General features: G+C 70.1%; 10 protein-coding genes. 2 read left to right on the forward strand and 8 right to left on the reverse strand.

All coding sequences use genetic code 11. The annotated features are described in order from the left end of the window. Window positions 1-38: 38 nt before the first annotated feature. The 6 genes from VPA02S_RS16590 to VPA02S_RS16615 form a co-directional block, all read right to left on the reverse strand. Window positions 39-8,879: a hemagglutinin repeat-containing protein gene (locus VPA02S_RS16590; protein WP_062364812.1), complete on the reverse strand. Its 8,841-nt coding sequence runs from the start codon at window positions 8,877-8,879 to the stop codon at window positions 39-41. Between the two features lie 21 nt (window positions 8,880-8,900). Beyond that, window positions 8,901-10,586 (reverse strand): ShlB/FhaC/HecB family hemolysin secretion/activation protein, encoded by a 1,686-nt coding sequence (locus tag VPA02S_RS16595; RefSeq protein ID WP_018907198.1) that lies wholly within the window; start codon window positions 10,584-10,586, stop codon window positions 8,901-8,903. Between the two features lie 213 nt (window positions 10,587-10,799). Then, complete coding sequence (locus tag VPA02S_RS16600; protein ID WP_018907197.1) at window positions 10,800-12,425, reverse strand: GMC family oxidoreductase; 1,626 nt, start codon at window positions 12,423-12,425, stop codon at window positions 10,800-10,802. Further along, the gene (locus VPA02S_RS16605; RefSeq protein WP_062364813.1) at window positions 12,422-13,426 is read right to left on the reverse strand and encodes an ABC transporter substrate-binding protein; all 1,005 of its coding nucleotides are present in this window, start codon (window positions 13,424-13,426) and stop codon (window positions 12,422-12,424) included. Before VPA02S_RS16605 ends, VPA02S_RS16600 begins: the two co-directional genes overlap by 4 nt. 33 nt (window positions 13,427-13,459) lie before the next feature. Then, entirely contained in the window at window positions 13,460-14,275 is an 816-nt protein-coding gene (locus tag VPA02S_RS16610; RefSeq protein WP_062364814.1) for an ABC transporter ATP-binding protein, read from the reverse strand. A gap of 17 nt (window positions 14,276-14,292) precedes the next feature. Continuing rightward, window positions 14,293-15,063: an ABC transporter permease gene (locus tag VPA02S_RS16615; RefSeq protein WP_062364815.1), complete on the reverse strand. Its 771-nt coding sequence runs from the start codon at window positions 15,061-15,063 to the stop codon at window positions 14,293-14,295. 92 nt (window positions 15,064-15,155) lie between these two features. Here VPA02S_RS16615 and VPA02S_RS16620 point away from each other — a divergent pair, with 92 nt between their 5' ends. Continuing rightward, window positions 15,156-15,881, forward strand: a complete 726-nt coding sequence (locus tag VPA02S_RS16620; RefSeq protein ID WP_062364816.1) for a GntR family transcriptional regulator — start codon at window positions 15,156-15,158, stop codon at window positions 15,879-15,881. Beyond that, complete coding sequence (locus tag VPA02S_RS16625; protein ID WP_062364817.1) at window positions 15,878-17,023, forward strand: mandelate racemase/muconate lactonizing enzyme family protein; 1,146 nt, start codon at window positions 15,878-15,880, stop codon at window positions 17,021-17,023. Before VPA02S_RS16620 ends, VPA02S_RS16625 begins: the two co-directional genes overlap by 4 nt. A gap of 1 nt (window position 17,024) precedes the next feature. Here the strand turns inward: VPA02S_RS16625 and VPA02S_RS16630 are convergent, their stop codons facing one another. Beyond that, window positions 17,025-17,360 (reverse strand): cupin domain-containing protein, encoded by a 336-nt coding sequence (locus VPA02S_RS16630; protein WP_062364818.1) that lies wholly within the window; start codon window positions 17,358-17,360, stop codon window positions 17,025-17,027. A gap of 113 nt (window positions 17,361-17,473) precedes the next feature. Next, window positions 17,474-19,618: a glycoside hydrolase family 3 N-terminal domain-containing protein gene (locus VPA02S_RS16635; protein WP_062364819.1), complete on the reverse strand. Its 2,145-nt coding sequence runs from the start codon at window positions 19,616-19,618 to the stop codon at window positions 17,474-17,476. Window positions 19,619-19,629 lie beyond the last annotated feature (11 nt).

The raw sequence follows: 19,629 nt of genomic DNA on the forward strand, positions 1-19,629 counted from the left end.
GCAGGGCGGGCCTGGATTCTCTCAACAACTTCCGTGTCTCACTGGCCGGAGAAGCGCATCGGCACCGTCTTGGTCGTGCCATCGGCCTGCGGCACGCTGACGTTGACCTTGAGCTCGCCCTTGATGCCGGCCGGCGGCTTGCCCTGGAAGGTGCCGGTCTTGGGGTCGAACTTCAGCCATGCGGGCAGCGGCTTGCCGTCGCTGGTCAGGGCCTTGGGCGCCTTGCCCGGCGGCATGGCGGCGGGCAGCGGCACGCTGGCGCTGATCTGCTGCGCGCCGGGCGTGGACTTGCCCTGGTTGACGACGATGCCGCCCGCGCCGCCGCTGATCGTGGTGTTCTGCACGGTGGTGTTCTTCTGCTTGTCCATATAGACGTTCGCCATGCCGCCGCCCTTTTGCTGCTCGAAGGGAGAAGCGGGAGGCTTCGGCGCAGGCGTGGGCGGCGGCGGTACGGCCGGTGGCTTGCCGCTGCTGCCGGGCGTGGGCGGAGGGGAAACCGCCGGCGGCTTGCCGGACCCGGGCGTTGCGGGAGGCGGCGTGGCCGGCGGCTTGCCAGTGCCGGGCGCGGGCGCGGGCGGTGCCGTGATTGCAGGAGCCGGGGCCGGCGCAGGCGCAGGCGCTCCGGCCGGAGGATTCGTCTTGGCGCCCGTCTTGCTGGAAGGCGTCATGGTCGAGCCGGAGGCCGAGGCCGAGAAGCCCACCACCTGCGAGCTGCTGGTGCTGACGGCCGCCTTGGTCTCGAAGCTGCCGCCGGTATCGACCGCCACGCCGTTGGCGGCCGCCACCTGGGTGCCCTCGAGCGAGGTATTGCCGCCCGAGGACAGGCTGATCTTCCCGCCGCCGCTCGTGATGCCGCCGCCCGTGGCGGTGTTGCTGTCGGACTTGGAGGAACCGACGCCGAGCGAGGCCGCGCCGCTGCGGTGGTTGACGGCCGTGCCCTTGTCGGCCGGCGTGCTGCCGACGAAGGTGTTGCCCGTGGCGATGACCTTCTCCTTGTTGCCGCCGCCGCCCGCCGCCGAGACGTCGACGCTGAGCGACTCGCTGCTGGCGATGGTGCGCGCCGCGTTCATCGCCAGGTTGCCGCCGGCCGCCACCGTCACGTCGCCGGCAGTGCTGGCGATGGCCGTGCCGGTGAAGCTGGCGTCGCCGCCGCTGCGCAGTGTCAGCGGTCCGCTGCCGCTCGAGATGCTGCCCGCCACGTCCTGGTCGAGGCTGCTGCGCGACTTGCCGACGCTCACGTCCACGCTGCCGCTGCCGCCCTTCTTGGTCGCAGTGACGCCGGCTGCCACGCCGACCTGCTCGCTGCTGGAGGAGGCCGTGTTCTTTGCCGCCTCGAAGTCGAGCTTGCCGCCTGCATCGACGGTGGCCGCGCCGCCTGCGGCGATGTGGGTGCCTTCCAGGCGCGTGTCGCCCTGCGTCTTGATGGTCAGATTGCCCCCGCTCGCGATGCCGCCGGCCACTGCGGTGCTGGTGCTCTCCCTGCTCTTCTCGCCTTGGTAGCTGACTTCGGCGCTGCCGCCCTTGTTGACGATGTCGGCCTTGACCGAGCCGCCCGCGCTGGTCGAACTGGAACTGCTGCTGCCCGTGTTCTGCGCCGCCTTGTAGTCGAGCGAGCCGGCCTCGAGAGTGACGTCCTTCGCCGCCGCAATCTGCGTGCCTTCGAGCGTGGTCTTGCCGCTGGAACTGCTGGACACGCTGCCGCCCATCCTGATGGTGGAGACGACCGCCGTGCTGCTGTTGGACTGCGCCGCTTCCTTGCCGTACTCGTAGCTCGCCTTCACGCCGCCGCCGACGCCGACGTTCATCGACTGCTTGCTGGCGCCCGGCCCGACCTGCCCTTCTGCCGAGACGCTGGCCGAGGCCTCGCCGTAGACGCCGAGCTTGGCGGTGTGGCTCGTGCTCTCCGAGGAGGCGTAGGTGGTGTCGGCCGCCGCCAGGCTGGTGATGGTCTTGGCCGACTGGTCGAGGTTGCCGCCGCCCTCGATGCGCGTGCCCACGTCGGTGATGCTGTTGGCCGCCTTGCGCGTGATGTTGTTGCCGGCCGAGAGGCCGGAGGTCACGGCTGTCGTCGAGCCTTCAACGGAACTCGCGCTCGTGTTCGATCCATACAGGCCCACCTCGCCCGTGGCCGAGGCATTGGCCTGGGCGCCCGCCTTGGCACCGATGCCCACGCCGGCTTCGGCGCTCGCGCCGGCCTGCGCCTTGCCCGATGCATAGAGGCCCGCGGTGGTGCTGCTGCTGGTGGTCGACACCTGGTGCACGTCGTCCACCGCCTTGAAGCTCATGTCGGTTGCCGCAAGCGTCATGTCCCTGCCTGCGCTCATGGTCGAACCCTCGAGCGTCAGGCCGTCGCGCGCCGTCACATCCAGATTGCCCTTGGCGTTGATGGCCGAGCCCTGGTGCGTGGTGTCGAGCGTGCGCGTGGTGCTCTTGGTCTGCTGGAAGACGTCCAGGTGGTTCTCGCTGGTGGCCGAGGCACCGGCCTGCGCATCGGCACCTGCGTTCGGGTTGCCCTTGCCGCCGGCGGCCGAGGCCGCGGCGCCCACGCCCGACTGCGCCTTGTTGTCGGTGCTGGCCATCAGCCCGATCTTGGTGGTGGTCGTGCTGGTGCTGGAGGTCTTCTTGTCCTCCGCCGCAAGCAGGTTCACGTTCTGCGCGTTCACCGCCGCGTTGCCGCCGGCATTGACGGTCGAGCCCTGCAGCGTGAGGTCCTTCGAGGCATCCACTGCGAGGTTGCCGCCGAAGCTCAGGTTCGAGCCGACGTGGCGCAGGTCGGTGGTGTCGGTGGTCGTGGTGGTGGTCGAGCTGAAGGCCAGGCCCGCGGCACCCTTGCCTGCCGCGCCGGCCGACGCCTCGGCCGAGGCATTGGCGAGCCCGCGCCCCGAGCCGGCCTTCGATGCCGCGGCGGCACTGGCCGAACCCTTGCCGGAGGCGCCGACCTGCATCACGCCCGTGTTCGTGGTCGTGGTGTGGGTCTCGTCGTAGTTGCGGCCCGCGAGCACGTTGACGTTGGCGGCGCTGATCTTGCCGTCGCCCTTGACGTCGACGTTCGAGCCCTGGACGGTGATGTCGTTCTTCGCGGCGAGGCTGGCGTTGCCGCCCACTTCGAGGCTGCTGCCCACGTTGCGCACCGACAGCGAATCCTCGGTCGTCTTTGTGGTGCCGTACAGCGAGCTGTTCATGCCGAAGCCGCTCGCCTTGGTCTCGGTGTGCGTCGTCGTCGTGTTCTCTCGCGCGATGATGTTGAGGTTGTTGCCAGCCTGCAGGTCGGCATTGCCGCCGACCTTGGCGTCGGTGCCGGCCAGCGTGATGTCGTTGCCGGCCTGCGCCGCCAGGTTGCCGCCGACCGTGAGGCCGGACTTCACCTGGGTGATGCTCGTCGTGGTGCTGTCCTTGGTGCCGCTGCCGTGCTTGACCTGGATGTTCGAGAAGGTGCTGCTCGTTTCCTTCTTCTCGATGGTGTCGAAGGTCACGTTGCCGCCGGCCTTCAGGCTCGCATCGGTGCCGGCGTTCAGGGTGGCGCCCAGGTTCGCAATGTCCTTCTTCGCGTCCAGCGCCAGCGTGCCGGTCGATTCGATGCCCGCGGTCTTGCCGAGCACCGTGTTGTAGAAATGCTCGCCACCGCCGCCCTCGCTGGCGGTCTTGTTGACGATGCTGCCCTGCGTCGAGCTGAGGCTCACGTTGCCGCCCTTGATCAGGCCCGACAGGTTGGTGATGTCGCCGGCCGACGCGATCACCAGCGAGCGGCCGCCCACGATGGTGCCGCCGGTGTTGGTCAGCGATGTGAGGCTGAGGTCGGCGTCCTGCGCCGAGATCACGGCGCCGCTGGCGATCTTGTTCCTGGTGCCCTGGGCGAGGTAGACCACCGGCGCGAGCACGGTCTTGCCGCCGATCTCGGTCTGCACCATCCACACGATGTCCTGCCTGAGCGAAGCCTGTTGCTCGGGCGTGAGCGCCTTGCCGTAGACCAGGCCCAGCGAGCCGCTTTGCGTGGCGGCGCTTTCCATCAGCCCCTTCATCTGCGTGTCCGCGCCCTGGTAGCTTGCCAGCACCGCACTGCCCGTCTGCTTGATGATCTGCTGCTTGACCAGCCAGGCTTCGTAGCTGGCATCGCCCAGCCGCATCGACAGCTTGTCGGCGTCGTAGCCCAGGAGGCGGGTCAGGTAGTCCGACCCGACCGAGGCGGTGCCCGCGAGGTAGAGCGGATTGCTTTCCACCAAGTATCTCGCGCCCGGCGACTGCGCGGTCACGAAGTAGCCGTTGGGGTTGGCCGGCAACGCGATGTTGATGCCGCCGAAGGAGGTGCCCCGCACGCCGTTGGCGGCATTGGCGTCCAGGAAGGACATGGCCGGCAGCGGGCGCGTGCCCGTGCTGCCGGTAAAGGCCGCGGCGCCAACAGCGTCGGCGGCGATGCTGGGACCCCGGCCGACGGCGCTGCCGGGCAACGCGCCTTGGCCGACCGTGCGCGGTGTGTTGGTCGACGCGGGCGCCGCAGCTTCGCGCACGCCGTCGAGGTTCTGGTTGCTGCCCACGTCCTGCGCCGTGGAGCCGTTGTTGACGAGGCTGAAGCCCGAGCCGCGCAGGCTCGCGGTGTACAGGCCCGCCCTCAGCACGTTGTTGGCGCTGGACGACTGCGGGCTGTCTTCGTAGCCGCTGGTGTAGCAGACTGCGTCCCATGTGCCGTTGCGGTCGCACAGGCGGTCTCTATAGTCGATCTCGGGACCGAGCGCTATGTATTTTGTCGTGCGCGAGTAGCGCACGACGTGCGTGGTGGTGGTGAGCGCGAGGTTGTCGTTGGTGAACTTCGCGCCGCCGAGCTGGAAGCCGTGGCCCGCATCGTCCACGATGCCCAGGCCCGTATGCAGCGCGCCGTTCGCCTGCGCGGCGTCGTAGGAGAAGCCCTGCAGGTTCATGCTCGCGCCGGCATAAATGGTGCCGCCGATGTTGCGGCCCTCGTGGAAGGCCAGCTGCATGTGGCGCCCGGCCGTGATCTGCGGCGCGACCTCCGGCGGCGGCTCCGAGTAGGACTGCGTGGTGGTGTAGCTGTACTGGTACAGCGTGGCCTCGTCCTTGTTGCCGCCATCCGCGGTGCCCTTGTGGACGTCGTCGCGCGAGGCGATCGCGGTGTGCGCGCTGTCGGGGCCGCGCGTGGTGATGCGCTCGAGCCCCGGCACCTCGTTCTTCAGGGTGGCCGCCACGATCGCGATGTCGTTGCCCGCGTCGATGATGCGGCTGTTGAGCAGCGTGTTCGCGCGCAGCGAAAGGCTGTCGTCGCTGTGGATGTCGCCGGTATTGACGAGCGTGCCGTTGGCCTGGGCCGTGAGCATGCGGCCCGCATACAGCAGGCCTGCATTGTTCAGGTTGCCTGCCTGCGCGTTGGGCGTGGCGGCCGAGAGGTCGAGCGTACCGCCGTTGGCATGCACCTCCAGGTCGTTGAGCGCCGAGATCGCGCCGGTCGCGCCCACCGTGATCGAGGGCGCCTGCACCTCGAGGTCGTGCGCCGAGAACAGCAGGCCGTCGTTGGTGAAGGCATTCGAGACGCGGACCGTGCCCCTGCCCTGGCGGCCGGTGTCCACCGCGGCAAGGATGCGGCCGGTCCTGGCGTCCGCGCCGCTGCCTTCGACCGCCAGCGACAGCGCGGCGGCGTCGAGATCGAGCGTGTACTGCGCCACCATCGCCGCCCGCGCGCCGACGCTCACGTTGCCGATGTCCACGTCGATCGAATCGCCGAGCGCATTGCCGTTCAGCGCCAGCGTGGAATTCGCATCGCCAGCCACGCGCAGCAGGCCGCCGCTTTGCAGCGTGCCGCCGACGGTGGCGGTGTAGCTGTTGGCGCCAAGGGCCTGCAGCGTCAATGCGCCGTTGGCCACGATGTCGCCGTGCCCCGCCGTGCCGTCGGCCTGGCTCGTGAGCCCGCCGTTGCCGACGCCGAGCGTGAGCGCGCCCAGCGACTGCAGCATGCCCGCGTTGGCGATGCGCTGGCCGGACAGCGTGCCGCCGCCGCTGCTCGCGGTGGCCAGCGTGAGGGTCGCGCCGGCCTGGTTGTCCACGCTGCCCGTGGCCGCGATGCTGGAGTCCGCGGCGCTGCCGCCCTGGATCGTGCCCGCGTTCGAGATCTCGCCGACCGAGATCGCCAGCCTGTCGCCCAGCATCAGGCCCGCATTGGCGAGCGTGCTGCCGGTGCCCGAAACGCCGAGCGTGCTGCCGGCCTGCATGGTGCCGGCGTTGCCCAGGCCGTCGGCCGCGCTGACGTTGGCCTGCAGCCGGCCGCCGGTGCGCAGCAGGGCCCCTGCCTGGTTGTCGATGCGGCTCGCGCTGAAGCTCGCATCCCCCAGCGCCTGCAGCGTGCCGCGGTTGGCCAGCAGGCCCGCCACGTTCACCTGGCTCGGCGCCGCGCCGCCTTGCGTGGACAGCAGCCAGGTGCCCGCGTTGTCGAATGCGCCGGCGTCGACGCGGCTGCCGCCCGCGGCCTGGATCCATCCGGCGGACTCGTTGCGCACGCTGTCTGCGGCCAGCGAGAGGCTGCCGTCCGAGAGCAGCTTGCCGCTGTTGCCGAACGCCTCGGCCGCACCGCCGCTGCGGTCCGCGATGCCGAGCGAGCTTGTGGCGTGGATGGTTCCGCTGTTGGCGATGGCGCCATCCACGCGCACGGCCGCGCCGCCGCTGGTGGCGTCCACCACGCCGGCATTGTCCAGGCCCTGCGCCGAACTCAGCGCGACGTTGGCGCCGATGAGCGTGCCGCCCGCCGCATTGCCGAAGGCGCCGCCGCTCGCGAGCGAGAGCGTGCCGCCTGCCTGCAGCACGGCGCCGCCGGCGTTGCGGATGCCGCCCGAAACGTCGGCGCCCAAATTCCCGGCGGCGGCGATGGCGCGGCGGTTGTCCAGTGCGCCGGCCGTGACCGCAAGCTCGCCCGCGGACTGCACCACGCCGCTGTTGAGCAGCGTGCCGGCGATGTCCATGCGGTCGCTGGCGCCGGCCTGCTGCGACAGCAGCCAGGTGCCAGCGTTGTCGAGCGTGCCGGCGCGCACGGCCGAACCCGTGGCCGCCTGGATCCAGCCGCCGCCCTGGTTGCTCAGCGCGGCGGCGTTCAGATCCATGGCGCGGCCGGCGAGCAGGTCGCCGCCGTTGTCCAGCCTCTGCACGGCCGCGGCGCCCTCGCGGCCGGCCACGATGACGTCCTGGGCCGCGCGCACGCTGCCTGTGTTGGCGAGCGTGTCCGCCAGGTGCAGCGTGGCACTTCCGCTGGTCGCAATCACCTTGCCGCTGTTGCGCAGGCTCGCGGCCTCGATCGTGTTGGCGTTGCCGGCCTGCATCCAGCCGCTGTTGTCGATGGCCGCGGCGTGCGTTGCCATTGACTGGCCCGCCAGCAGGCTGCCGCGGTTGTCGACTGCCTGTGTCGCGCCGCCCGCAGCGTCGGCGATGTCGAGGTTGCGGCCCGCGTTGACCTGGCCGCTGTTGGTGATCAGGCCGCTGGCGCGCAGCGTGACGTTGCCCTGGTCGGCCGTGATCGTGCCGGCATTGGCGATGCCCTGGCCGGCCTCGATGGCAAGCTGCCCACCAAGGCTCTGCACGCCCTGGCCGTCGCCGGCCGCGGTCGAGAGCAGGCCGGCCGCGGCCAGGTGCAGGTCGCCGCCGGCCCGCACGGCCGCGGCGCCCAGGGCCAGCTCGCCCGCGGTGGCGCGGGCCTCCAGCGCGCCGGCCGCCTGCAGGCGCGAGCCCTGTCCCGCGTCGATGCGCGCTGCGCTCGCCTCAAGGTCATTGCCGGCAATGAGCGAGGCGCGCTCGAGCGCCAGGCCCCCCTGCGCCGCGCTCAGCCGGGCATCGCGCGCGGCCGTCAGCGTGGCATCGACCAGCGCGATGGCCGCGGCATCGGCGCTGCTGCTCGCCACCAGCACGTCGCGCTGCGCCGACAGGCGGTTGCGCAGCTCGATGCGGCCGGCCGCCGAGAGCGTGAAGTCCTCGGCGCTGGCCGCCGCGTCGCCCAGCATGCGCACGCCCACGCCCGCTTCGGTGGCCATCAGGCGGATGCGGTTGGCGTACATGCCGCCCAGCGCCGAGCTGTCGATGGCGTAGGCCGGTGCGCTGCCCAGCGCATCCGCGCTGCCGGTGATGGCACGCGTGCCGTAGTCCCAGCGGTTCGGCCCCGCGAAGATGCCCAGGTCCTTCGCGTTGACGGCGGCCTCCAGCCGCACCGAGCGCGTCACCAGGTCCAGCACCTGCTGCGCCGTGGCATTGAGGCCGCTGCCCGTCACCAGGATGTTGCCCTGGTTGACGTTGAAGCCGCCGAGCGCGCCGTTCGCGGCGAGGAAGGGCACGCCGGTCGAGAGCGTCACCCGGTCGGTGTTGATGAAGCCGCAGCCCGAGCAGGTGATGCCGTAGGGATTGGCCAGCACCACGTCGGCCTTGTTGCCCAGCACTTCGGTGAAGCCGGCCAGCGTGCTGCGGTTGTTGCTCACCACCTCGTTGAGGATCACGTTCGCCGGCGCGACTATGTTGAAGTTCGCCAGCAGCTGGCCGGCAAGCTGCGACTGGTAGTTGATCTGCTGCGCGCTCGTCGTGTTGTTGAGCACCAGGCCGTTCGCGTTCACGTTGAACTGCTGATAGCGGTTGTGCGACAGCCCGGCCGCATTGGCGGCATTGATGTTGACCACCGTCGTGCCGTTGGGCGAGACGTAGATGGTGGCCTGGCCGCCGGGCGCGAGCACGGCCGAAGGCACCTGCGCCTGCGCAGCCGACAGCGCGGCCGCAAGCACCGCCGCCGCGGCCAGGCGCGAACGCTTTTTGCTGGCCTTGTCCTTGCCGTGCCCGCGTGCGCTTTCGGCGACGGCGGCCCAGCAGCCGGAAGCGGCATTCCAGACGACGCGATAGATGTGGTTCATGAGAGGCCTTTCAGCGCGGGTTCAGAGCGAATAGGACAGGCGCACCCCGACGCGCGTCGATTCGCGCTTCATGGGGGCCGGCAGGTGGAGGGCGCGCGAAGCGAAAACGTCCACACTGAGCCCGCGCCACAGCAGCGAGGCACCGAGCGTGGCGCCCGACATCGAGCCCGAGGGCACGCCGTCCGCGCGGTTGCTCACGCGGCCGAAGTCGTAGCCGGCGTAGACGCGGCCCGTCAGCGCCTCGCCAGCCGCCACGGTTTGCCAGGGCCAGGCGAGCTCGTTGCGCCAGTAGTAGCCGTTGTCGCCGCTCAGCGTGTTGAGCAGCGAGCCGCGCACCGAGGCGATGCCGCCCACCAGGATCTGCTGCGAGCCGTACAGCGTGTCGCGGCTGTGCTGTCCGCTGAACTGGCTCGACCACACGAGCGGCTGGCCGCCGGCCTCGAAACGGCGGCTGTAGCCCAGGTCGAGCGTGAACTTGCTGAACTGGGCATGCGGCAGCTTGTCGGAGAGCCCCGGCTGGTCTTCGAGCGCGCCCAGGATCGACAGGCCCCGCACGAAGCCGAGGCGGGCGTTCAGCACGCCGCCGCCCAGCTGGGTGAAGGCCGCGGCGCCGAGGTCGAGCGTGCTCAGCGTGCGGCTGCTCACCGAAAGGAACTCGCCGCCCAGGAAGTTGCGGCTGTCCTGCACCGCGAGCCGGGCCGACATCGACAACCGGCTCGCCTGATCGCGGTACACCACGTGGTCGACGCCAAGGCTCTGCGTGGCGGTGCGCCCTTCGGAAGCCAGCTTCCTGCCGCTCGGAAGCACCAGCGTGTTGGTGTAGGCGCTTTCGCTCGCGTCGAGGCTGAAGGTGCTGTAGCCGAAGGGCACCGAGGCGCGCAGCGCCGTCATGGCCGAGTTGTGCTCGCGGTCGTGCGGCACCGACTGGCGGCGCGTGATCGCGATCAGCTCGTTGAAGCCCAGCAGGCCGTCGAGGCTGAGCGTGGCCGAAGCGCTCTTCTCACCCGTGGCCGGCGTGCCGGTGTTGTCGTAGCTCGTGAACAGATGCACCGGCAGGCGCGCCTTGTTGCGCACCACCACCACGCTGCGGCCGGGCTGGCTGCCGGGCTGCACGTCCAGCGTGGCCTCGTTCGAGGACAGGCTGTTGAGCTGGTCGATGCCCTGCTCCAGGTCACGCAGGTTCAGCAGGTCGCCGGGGCTTGCCGCAAAGGCGCCGCGGATCGACACCGCGCCGGCGCTGCGGCCCGTCTGCTGCAGTTCGAAACGCTCGATGCGGCCCTCCACCACCGCGATCTCGAGCACGCCGCCGCGCAGGTCCTGCGCGGGCAGGTAGGCGCGCGTGGTGATGAAGCCGCGGTCGATGTAGCTCTTGGTGAGCGCCGCCAGCACGGCTTCGAGCTCCGCTGCGCCGAGGCAGCGGCCCGCGTAGTCGCGCGTGATGGCGGCGCGAACGTCCTCGGGCAGCCGGCTCGCGCCGCCGATGCGGATCTCGCGGATGTCGCGGCACGGCGCGCCAAGGTCGGGCACCGACACCTTCGGCTCGATGGACCTCAGGTCGGTGCCGCCCGGCGGCGGGCGCTGCGGCAAGGCACGCTCCTGGTCCTGGCGCAGCCGCTCCTGCTGCTGGCGCTCGATGAGCTGGTTCTGCCGGTCCAGCGCGCCCGGGTCGATCTGCGCCTGCGCCGGCAGGGCCACCGCGGTCAGCACACAAAGTGTCAGTACATGTATTTTTTGTGTCTGCCGCAAGGGGCGGCGCCGGCGCTGGGCGAAGGGCATGGTTCGGGTCCGTTGCGAAGCCGGCACCGAGTGCGGAATGCGCGCCCCGCAAGGGACCTCAGCGTGGCTTCCTAAGGCCGCGAACTGTTACATGTGGCTGCAGTTCTGGGAATCACGGAATCCGGTGATTTGTGCCTGGCGGCCTCACGGCTGGCCCCCTTGCGCCTCCCGCACCAGCGCCGCCCCCTTCTCCGCAATCATGATCGACGCAGCATTGGTGTTGGTCGACACCATCGCCGGCATCACGGCGGCGTCGATCACGCGCAGCCGCTCGATGCCGCGCACGCGCAGCTGCGAGTCCACCACCGACCGCACATCGCCACCCATGCGGCAGGTGCCCGCGGGATGAAACACGGTGCCGCCCTTGTGGCGCGCGAAGGCCTCGAGCGCGGCATCGTCGGCGGCTTCGCGCCCCGGCAGGTATTCGTCGTCCGTCACCAGGTCGCGGAAGGCCGGCTGGCGGTAGATCTCGCGCAGCATCCTGAGGCCCGCCACCAGCACCTTGGCGTCGTGCGGATCGCTCAGGTAATTGGAAACGATGCGCGGCGGCGCCAGCGGATCGGCCGAGCGGATCTGCACCGTGCCGCGCGACAGCGGCCGGCACTGGGTGGCCGAGGCCGAGAAGCCCGAGAAGCGATGCAGCGGATCGCCGGGCTTGTCGACCGACAGCGGCATCACGTTGAACAGCACGTCGGGCCGGCCGCCCTCGGCATGCGGGCTGCAGACCATGCCGCCGACCTGCCCCGCGCCCACCGTGAGCGGGCCGCGCTGGCGGAACAGCCACTGCGCGCCCATGGTGGCCAGCGCGAGCGGGTTGCGCACCTGGTCGTTCAGCGACATGCGCTTCCTGAGCCTGACGATCACGCGCGCCTGGTAGTGGTCCTGCAGGTTCTCGCCGACCTGCGGCGCATCGGCCTGCACCGCGATGCCATGGGCGCGCAGCAGGCCGGCCGGGCCCACGCCCGACAGCTGCAGCAGCTGCGGCGACTGCAGCGCGCCCGCGGCCAGCAGCACCTCGGTGTCCGCGCGCGCGTTGCGCAGCTCGCCGTCCTGCAGCCATTCCACGCCGACCGCGCGGCCCTGCTCGATCAGCACCCGCGTCACGTGCACGCCGGTCAGCACCCTGAGGTTCGGCCGGGCGCGCACCGGCGCCAGGAAGGCCGTGGCCGCATCGCAGCGCCAGTGGCCGCGCAGCGTCAGCTGGTAGGCGCCCAGGCCTTCGGTGCGCGCGCCGTTGAAGTCCGGGTTGCGGCCGTGGCCGGCCTGCACGCCCGCCTCGATCCAGGCGGCGCAGTAGGGATGTTCGTTGCGCAGGTCCGAGACGCACAGCTCGCCCGAGGCGCCGTGGTATTCGCTCTCGCCGCCCTGGTAGCGCTCGGATCTCTTGAAGTACGGCAGCACCTCGCGAAAGCTCCAGCCCGTCGCGCCCGCCACGGCGGCCCAGTCGTCGAAGTCGGCATGCTGGCCGCGGATGTACAAGAGCCCGTTGATCGCGCTGGAGCCGCCCAGCACCTTGCCGCGCGGCCACACGATGGCGCGGTTGCCCGTGGCCTCCTGCGGCTCCACGGCAAACTGCCATGAATAGCGCGGATCGTAGATGGTGCGGAAGTAGCCGATCGGCATGCGCAGCCAGAAGGCGCCGCCCTCCCCGCCCGCCTCGAGCACCAGCACGCGGCAGCGTGCATCGGCGCTCAGGCGGTTGGCCAGCACGCAGCCGGCCGAACCGGCGCCGACGATGATGTAGTCGTAGCCGCCGGCGCCCGCCGTCATGCCTTGACGGTCTCCAGGAAGGGCTTGGCGTCGAAGTACTGCTCGGCCTTCAGCGCGCCCTGGATGTTGGCATTGGCAACGAAGAAGTCGGTCACCTGCTGCAGCCACTTGGTGACCGTGCCGTCCTGGTAGCGCGTGCGCCACTCGGCGGTGGTGTAGTACTTGGAGGCCTTGAACTGCTCCTTGAAGTCCGCCAGCGGCACTTCCTTGTACTGGGTCTTCTGCAGCATCTCGGCCGCGGCGTCGGGCTTGCCGGTGACCACGTCGTTGACTTCGGCCCATGCGGCGATCAGCTTGGCGATGACCGCGCGGTTCTTGTCGTAGTAGTCGTTGCGCGCGGCCCAGCCGCCCATGATGGCGGCCTCGGGGAAGAAGGCCGAGGCATCGATCAGCTTGCGCGCGCTCGGCAGCTTCTGGCGGATCACCGAATCGAAGGGCACCCACAGCGCCACCGCGGGCACCGCGCCGGAGATGAAGGAGGTGACGGCCTCGGTCATGCGCTGGTTGACCAGCTTCACGTCCTTGGCCGGATCCAGCTTGCCCGAACGCAGCGCGCGGTCCAGGAACACGTGCGCCGTGGTGCCCGTGGTGGTGGAGATCTGCTTGCCCTTGAGGTCGGCCACGGTCTTGATGCCGGCGTCCTCGCGCACCCACAGCTGGGCCGTCGCATACTCGATGTTGTTCATCAGGAACACCTTGCCCTGGCCGCGCGCCGGAAAGTTGGACACCACGGCGCCGGTGGACAGCATGTCCAGGCTGCCGCCGATCATGGCCTGGAACAGCTCCAGGCCGGTGGTGAACTGGATCATCTCCAGTTCGAGCCCCTGCTTCGCAAAGGCGCCGCTCTCCTGCCCGATCCAGATGTGGCCGTCCACGGCCGGGGTGTGCAGGTAGCCCACCTTGACCTTGGTCCGCGCGTGGGCGAAGGCCGGCATGCCGCCGGCCAGTGCGGCCGCGCCGGCGGCGGCGGCCTGGATCAGTTGTCTGCGTCGAAGGGCCATGGTGTGTCTCCTGTGGCGGGGTGGTGAAAGCAGCTAGTCCGACATGCGCACGGCCTGCCTGGCCTGCGCGGCGTATTCCTGCATGACGAGCTCGCGGATGTGGGCGCGCAGCTCGGCGAAGCGCGGGTCCTCGTGCAGGTTCTCCGCGCGCGGATAGCCGAAGGGAATGTCGATCACGGTGCGGATGCGCGCCGGCCGCGCCGTGACCACGACGATGCGCGAGGACAAATAGATCGCCTCTTCCACCGAGTGCGTGATCAGCATCACGGTCTTGCCGTCGCTCTGCAGCACCTGCAGCAGCAGGTCCTGCATGGCCGAGCGGGTCTGCGCATCGAGCGCGCCGAAGGGCTCGTCCATCAGCAGGAACTCCGGCCGCACCGCGTAGGCCCGCGCAATCGCGAGCCGCTGGCGCATGCCGCCCGACAGGTGCTTGGGAAAATGCCCCGCAAAGTCCGACAGCCCCATCAGCTGCATGTAGCGCTGCACGATCTCCTCGCGCTCGCTGGCCGGCACGCGGTTCGCGGAGAGCTTCAGGCCGAACTCGATGTTCTGGCGCACCGTGAGCCACGGGAACACGCCGTACTCCTGGAAGATCACGCCGCGGTCGGGCCCGGGCGCGGCCACCGGTTTTCCATCGAGCAGCACCTGCCCGCTGGTGGGTTGGACGAAGCCGCCGACGATGTTCATCATCGTCGTCTTGCCGCAGCCCGAGGGGCCGATGATCGAGACGAACTCGCCGTTGCGGATGTCGAACGACACGTCGTCGAGCACGCGCATGGGGCCATGCTCGGTCGGAAAATCCACCGACACGTGGTCGAATCTGATGCGGATGGGTTGCTGTGGCGTCATGGCGAAGCGGCCCTCCTTCAGGCGATGCGGTCCTGCCAGGCCACCAGCCGGCGCGTCGCAAGGCGCAGCAGCAGGTCCATGACGAGCGCGATCACGCCGATGCAGATGATGCCCACGTAGATGATGTCGAGCTGGAAGAATGACGAGGCGTTCTGGATCAGCGCCCCCAGGCCCTGCTGCGCCGCGATCAGCTCGGACGCGACCAGCGTGGCCCACGCCACGCCGAGCGCCACGCGCACCGCCGTGAGGATGTGCGGGATGGTCAGCGGCACGATCACCTTGCCGAAGATCTCGACGTCGCTGGCGCCCAGCGTGCGCGCCACCTTGATGTAGATCGGGCTGATCTGCGCGATGCCCTCGTACATGACGATCACGCCCGCGAAGAACGAGGCATAGAAAAGAATCGCGGTCTTGGCCGCCTCGCCGATGCCGAAGTACACGATCACCAGCGGAATCAGCGCAATCGGCGGCAGCGCGCGGAAGAAGTTGATGACCGGGTCCATGAAGCTGCGCAGGCCCCGGTACCAGCCAAGGCAGAAGCCCACCGGCACCGCCAGCGACACGCCCAGCGCCACACCGACGAAGACACGCTGCGTCGACATGTAGATGTCTTCCCACAGCCTGCCGCGCGACAGCTCGACGAACTTGGCCAGCACCATGTGCGGCGCTGGCACCAGTGCAGGATTGACCAGGCCGCTCGCGCGGATGGCGTACCAGAGCGCGAGGATCAACAGCCACGGCGCCACGATCAGCAGCGCGCGCGTCAGCGGGGAAGAGGAGCTTCTCATCGGCGGTTTGTCTCTCGTTGCGGACGTCGGCCCGAAGGCTTGCGTCTCAATAGGTCTGTCATACTATAGACCATACGTTTGATCGATAAAACATGTCTTCTAAGTTTCTCGACAGCCCGATGCCGCGCTACCACCAGCTGGCGGACCTGCTGCGCCAGCGCATCGCGCGCGGCATCTGGCCGCGCGAGCACCGGCTGCCCTCGCTCGAGGAACTGACGGCGGAATTCGGGGTGGCGCGCGTCACGGTGCGCCAGGCCATCGACCTGCTCGCGCGCGAGGGCCTGGTGTCGCCGCAGCAGGGCCGCGGAACCTTCGTCACCGGCCTGCCCAACCGCGACCGCTTCATCAGCGTGGTCACCAGCCTGGACGAGCTGGCGCGCGTCTACGAGGACACGCAGCCGAAGATCATGAACATCGACGAGGCCGCGACCTCCCCGCCGCTCGCGCCGGGCGAAGGGCAGCCCGCCGCGCGCTACGCCTTCATGCGCCGCGTGCACTTCCGCGACGGCCGCGCCTACTGCGTCATCAACATCTACCTGGACGAACGCATCTTCCGCAAGGCGCCCGAGAAGTTCCGCACCAGGACCGTGATCCCGCTGCTGATCGCGATGAAGAGCGTGAAGATCGCCGCGGCGCACCAGGTGCTGACCATCGGCACGGCCGACATGGAAGTGGCCGGGCTGCTGAAGCTGCCGATGAACGCGCCCGTGGCCGAGGTGCGCCGCATCTTCAAGGACGCGGAGGACACCGTGATCTACCTGGCCGACGTCACCTACCGCGGCGATGCCATCCGCGTCGAAATGAACCTGAAACCATGAAGCCGCTGCCCCTCTCCCCTGTCCATGCCGCGCGCGTCGAGGCCTTCGTGTTCCGCTGCCCGATCGCCACGCCCGTGCGCACCTCCTTCGGCACCATGCATGACCGGCCGGCCGTCTTCGTGCGCGTGGAAGACCGCGACGGCGCCACCGGCTGGGGCGAAGTCTGGTGCAACTTTCCTTCCTGTGGCGCGGAGCACCGCGCGAAGCTCGTCGACAGCGTGATGGCGCCGCTGCTGGCGAGCCGCGCCTTCGACGGCCCTGCCGAAGCCTTCGACTGGCTGACGCAGCGCACCGCCGTGCTCGCGATCCAGTCCGGCGAGCCGGGCCCGATGGCGCAGGTGATCGCGGGCATCGACCTCGCGCTGTGGGACCTGTGCGCGTGCCGCGCCGGCCAGCCGCTGTGGCGCTACCTGGGCGGCGCGCACGATGGCGTGGGCGTCTATGCCAGCGGCATCAATCCCGATCGGCCGCAGGACCTGGCCGCGGCGCGGCTCGCCGAAGGCTACCGCGCGTTCAAGCTCAAGATCGGCTTCGGCCGCGAGCGCGACCTGGCGAACCTCGCCGCGATGCGCGAGGTGCTGGGCCCCGACCTGCCGCTCATGACCGACGCCAACCAGGCCTGGAGCCTGGACGAGGCCCGCGCCATGACGCCGCAGCTGGAGGCCTTCAACCTCGGGTGGCTCGAAGAGCCGCTGCGCGCCGACCGGCCGTGGCACGAGTGGCAGCAGCTGTCGCAGGCCACGGGCATTCCGCTCGCGGCCGGCGAGAACATCGCGGGCCCGGCGGCCTTCGATGCCGCCATTGCGCAAGGCGTGCTCTCGGTGCTGCAGCCCGACAGCGCCAAATGGGGCGGCATCTCGGGCTGCTGGCCCGTGATCGCGCGCGGCCAGGCCGCGGGCCTGCGCTACTGTCCGCACTACCTCGGCGGCGGCATCGGCCTGCTGCATTCGGCCCATCTGCTGGCCGCGGCCGGCGGCGGCGGCATCCTCGAGATCGACGCCAATCCCAATCCGCTGCGCACTGCGCTTGCGCCAGCGCTGTCGCGCGTGACGGAAGGCCGCTGCAGCCTGGGCGAGCATCCGGGCATCGGCGTGGCGCCCGACCTGGACGCAGTGGCGCAGCTGGCCGCGGCGGGCTGCTGACTCAGTCGGTGCGGCTGGCCGGCAGCACGACGGTCATCAGCAGCCTGGCATCTTCCAGCGCATGCAGGCCGTGCGGCACGCCGCCCGCCAGGTACATGACCTGGTCAGCCTCGAGCAGCTTCACGTCGCCATCCAGCTGCACCTCGACCTTGCCGCGCATGCACTGCAAGCTCATCGAGGTCGAGACGGCATGCGAAGGCACCCGCTTGCCGGCCGGCAGCACCAGCCACATGAGCTCGATGTCGCGGGCCTTCAGCAGTGCGCAGGTTTCCGTCGCCTGTCCGTCGAGCGCGCCGAGGTTCACGACCTGGCCGGAGGATGCGTGAGAAAGTGCCATGCGGGCAGTGTGGCAACGCGCGCGGGCGCTGTCCAGAGGGCCGTTCTCCGGAACGACCGGTCCACCTCCGGAACCGGACCTTCGCCGGCATCGGCGACGACATCCGCAGGGTTTCAATACAACTCGACGGTCTGGCGCAGCAAGCCTGATGGCTCGGCACTCGGCCCGACGAGGATCTCGACTTCGCCCGGCTCGAACACGGGCTGCAGGTCCGGCCCGAGATTGCGCAATTCGCCCGCCGGCAACGCCAGATTCACCGAGCCAACGTCGCCCGGCTTCAAGCGCAGCTTTGCATAGCCCTTGAGCTCCAGCAGCGGCCGGGTGACGCGGCTCAGCTTGTGGCGAACGAACAGGAAGACCGTCTCCTCGGCCTCGCGCACGCCGACGTTGCGCAGGCTGACGCTGATCGCAAGCAGGTCCTGCTCGCGCACGCGCCGCGGCTCGACCTGGAGCGCGTCGTAGTCGAACCGGCCGTAGGTCAGGCCATGGCCGAAGTCGTACAGCGGCGTGTTGGGCACGTCCAGGTACTTGCTCGTGAAGTGGTCGGCGGGATTCATCGGCCGGCCGGAGGGACGCTGGCCGAAGTGGATCGGCACCTGCCCGAGCGCGCGCGGCCAGCTCATCGGCGTGCGGCCGCTGGGCGACACCCGGCCCGTGAGCACGTCGGCAATCGCATGGCCGGCCTCGACGCCGAGGAACCACGCAGCCAGCAGTGCATCGGCGTTTTCAGCCAGCCAGGGGACGACGAGCGGCCGGCCCGAGAACAAGATGGCGACGACGGGAATGCCGAGCGCGCGGGCGCGCGCCGTCACCGCTTCGGCCAAAGCCTGTTGCCGGCCCGGAAGCGCGGGCGTGGCGCGGCTCGCCGCCTCGCCGCTCATGGTGGCGCGCTCGCCCAGGCACAGCACGACCGCGTCGGCGCCGTCGCACAGCGCGATGGCCGCTTCGATGCCGCTGTCGTCGCCGCCCTCGATGGCGACGCCTGGCGCATGGCGTATGTCGGCCTGCGGCAGCGCGGCGCGCAGGCCGGCCAGCACGCTGACGGCCGGCTCGTGTTCGCCGGCGCCCCACCACGGGCCTTTCATCTCGGTGCTCCCATCGGCCAGCGGGCCGACGACACACAGTGCCTTCGGTGCCACAGGCAAGGGCAGCGTGTCCCGCTCGTTCTTCAGCAGGACGATGGCCTTGCGCGCGGCGTCGCGCGCCACCGTGTGCCGTTCGGCAACGGCTGCCGCGGGTTCCGGCGTTGCGCCGCGGCGGTAGGGGTCGTCGAACAGGCCGAGCTGCTCCTTGAGCCGCAGCACGCGGCGCACGCTTGCGTCGATCTCCTCGATCGTCACCCGGCCCTGTTCGAGCGCGATCGGCAGGCCCTTGCGATAGGCGTCGGCCATCATGTCGATGTCGACGCCGGCCTTCAGCGCCAGTACCGCGGCATCGACGAGATCGGCCGCGACGCCGTGCTTGATCAGCTCCGCGATCGCGTTGTAGTCGCTGACGATGACGCCGTCCCAGCCCATCTCGCCGCGCAGCCAGTCGCGCAGCAGGGGGATGTGCGCCGTCATCGGCACGCCGTTGAGATCGGTGAACGCGGGCATCAGCGTCGCGACGCCGGCGCGCACCGCTGCTTCGAAGCCCGGCAGATGCACCTCGCGCAGGGTGCGCTCGGAGATGTCCACCGCAGCGTACTCCCGCCCCGCGGTGACTGCGCCGTATGCGACGAAATGCTTCGCGCAGGCGGCCAGCGATTCGGCCGACGACAGGTCGGCGCCCTGGAAACCGCGCACCTTGGCCTCTGCGATGCGCGCGTTCAGCCAAGGGTCTTCGCCGGGTCCTTCCGCGGTGCGGCCCCAGCGCGGATCGCGCGATACGTCGAGCATCGGCGCGAAGGTCATCGCCAGGCCGTCGGCGGCGCCTTCGCGCGCGGCCTCGCGCGCCGTGCGCTCCCAGAGGTCTTCGTCGAAGCTTCCGGCCTCCGCCAGCGGAATCGGAAAGAGCGTGCGATGGCCGTGGATGATGTCCAGGCCGATCAGGAGCGGAATGCCGAGCCGCGACTTCTCGACGGCCAGCCGCTGCATCTCGTGCGTGGGGCCGGCACCGACCATGTTCAGCAGATTGCCGACGCTGCCGTCGATGATCGACTGCGTGGAGTCCCCCGCGAGCACCGGTCCGGTGACCGTGTAGCTGGAGGCGGTCATCGTCAGCTGACCCAGCTTTTCGGCCAGCGTCATCCGGGCCATGAGTGTGTCGATGCGGCTCATCAGGGATTTCG

It is taken from the genome of Variovorax paradoxus NBRC 15149 (assembly GCF_001591365.1).
GTDB classification, from domain to species: domain Bacteria; phylum Pseudomonadota; class Gammaproteobacteria; order Burkholderiales; family Burkholderiaceae_C; genus Variovorax; species Variovorax paradoxus.

What these genes read in the sequence shown, in the direction of transcription:
- VPA02S_RS16605 (WP_062364813.1), bottom strand. Translation starts at nt 13,426, where the DNA reads ATGGCCCTTCGACGCAGACAACTGATCCAGGCCGCCGCCGCCGGCGCG.
- VPA02S_RS16600 (WP_018907197.1), bottom strand. Translation starts at nt 12,425, where the DNA reads ATGACGGCGGGCGCCGGCGGCTACGACTACATCATCGTCGGCGCCGGT.
- VPA02S_RS16615 (WP_062364815.1), bottom strand. Translation starts at nt 15,063, where the DNA reads ATGAGAAGCTCCTCTTCCCCGCTGACGCGCGCGCTGCTGATCGTGGCG.
- VPA02S_RS16635 (WP_062364819.1), bottom strand. Translation starts at nt 19,618, where the DNA reads ATGAGCCGCATCGACACACTCATGGCCCGGATGACGCTGGCCGAAAAG.
- VPA02S_RS16590 (WP_062364812.1), bottom strand. Translation starts at nt 8,879, where the DNA reads ATGAACCACATCTATCGCGTCGTCTGGAATGCCGCTTCCGGCTGCTGG.
- VPA02S_RS16625 (WP_062364817.1), top strand. Translation starts at nt 15,878, where the DNA reads ATGAAGCCGCTGCCCCTCTCCCCTGTCCATGCCGCGCGCGTCGAGGCC.
- VPA02S_RS16610 (WP_062364814.1), bottom strand. Translation starts at nt 14,275, where the DNA reads ATGACGCCACAGCAACCCATCCGCATCAGATTCGACCACGTGTCGGTG.
- VPA02S_RS16620 (WP_062364816.1), top strand. Translation starts at nt 15,156, where the DNA reads ATGTCTTCTAAGTTTCTCGACAGCCCGATGCCGCGCTACCACCAGCTG.
- VPA02S_RS16630 (WP_062364818.1), bottom strand. Translation starts at nt 17,360, where the DNA reads ATGGCACTTTCTCACGCATCCTCCGGCCAGGTCGTGAACCTCGGCGCG.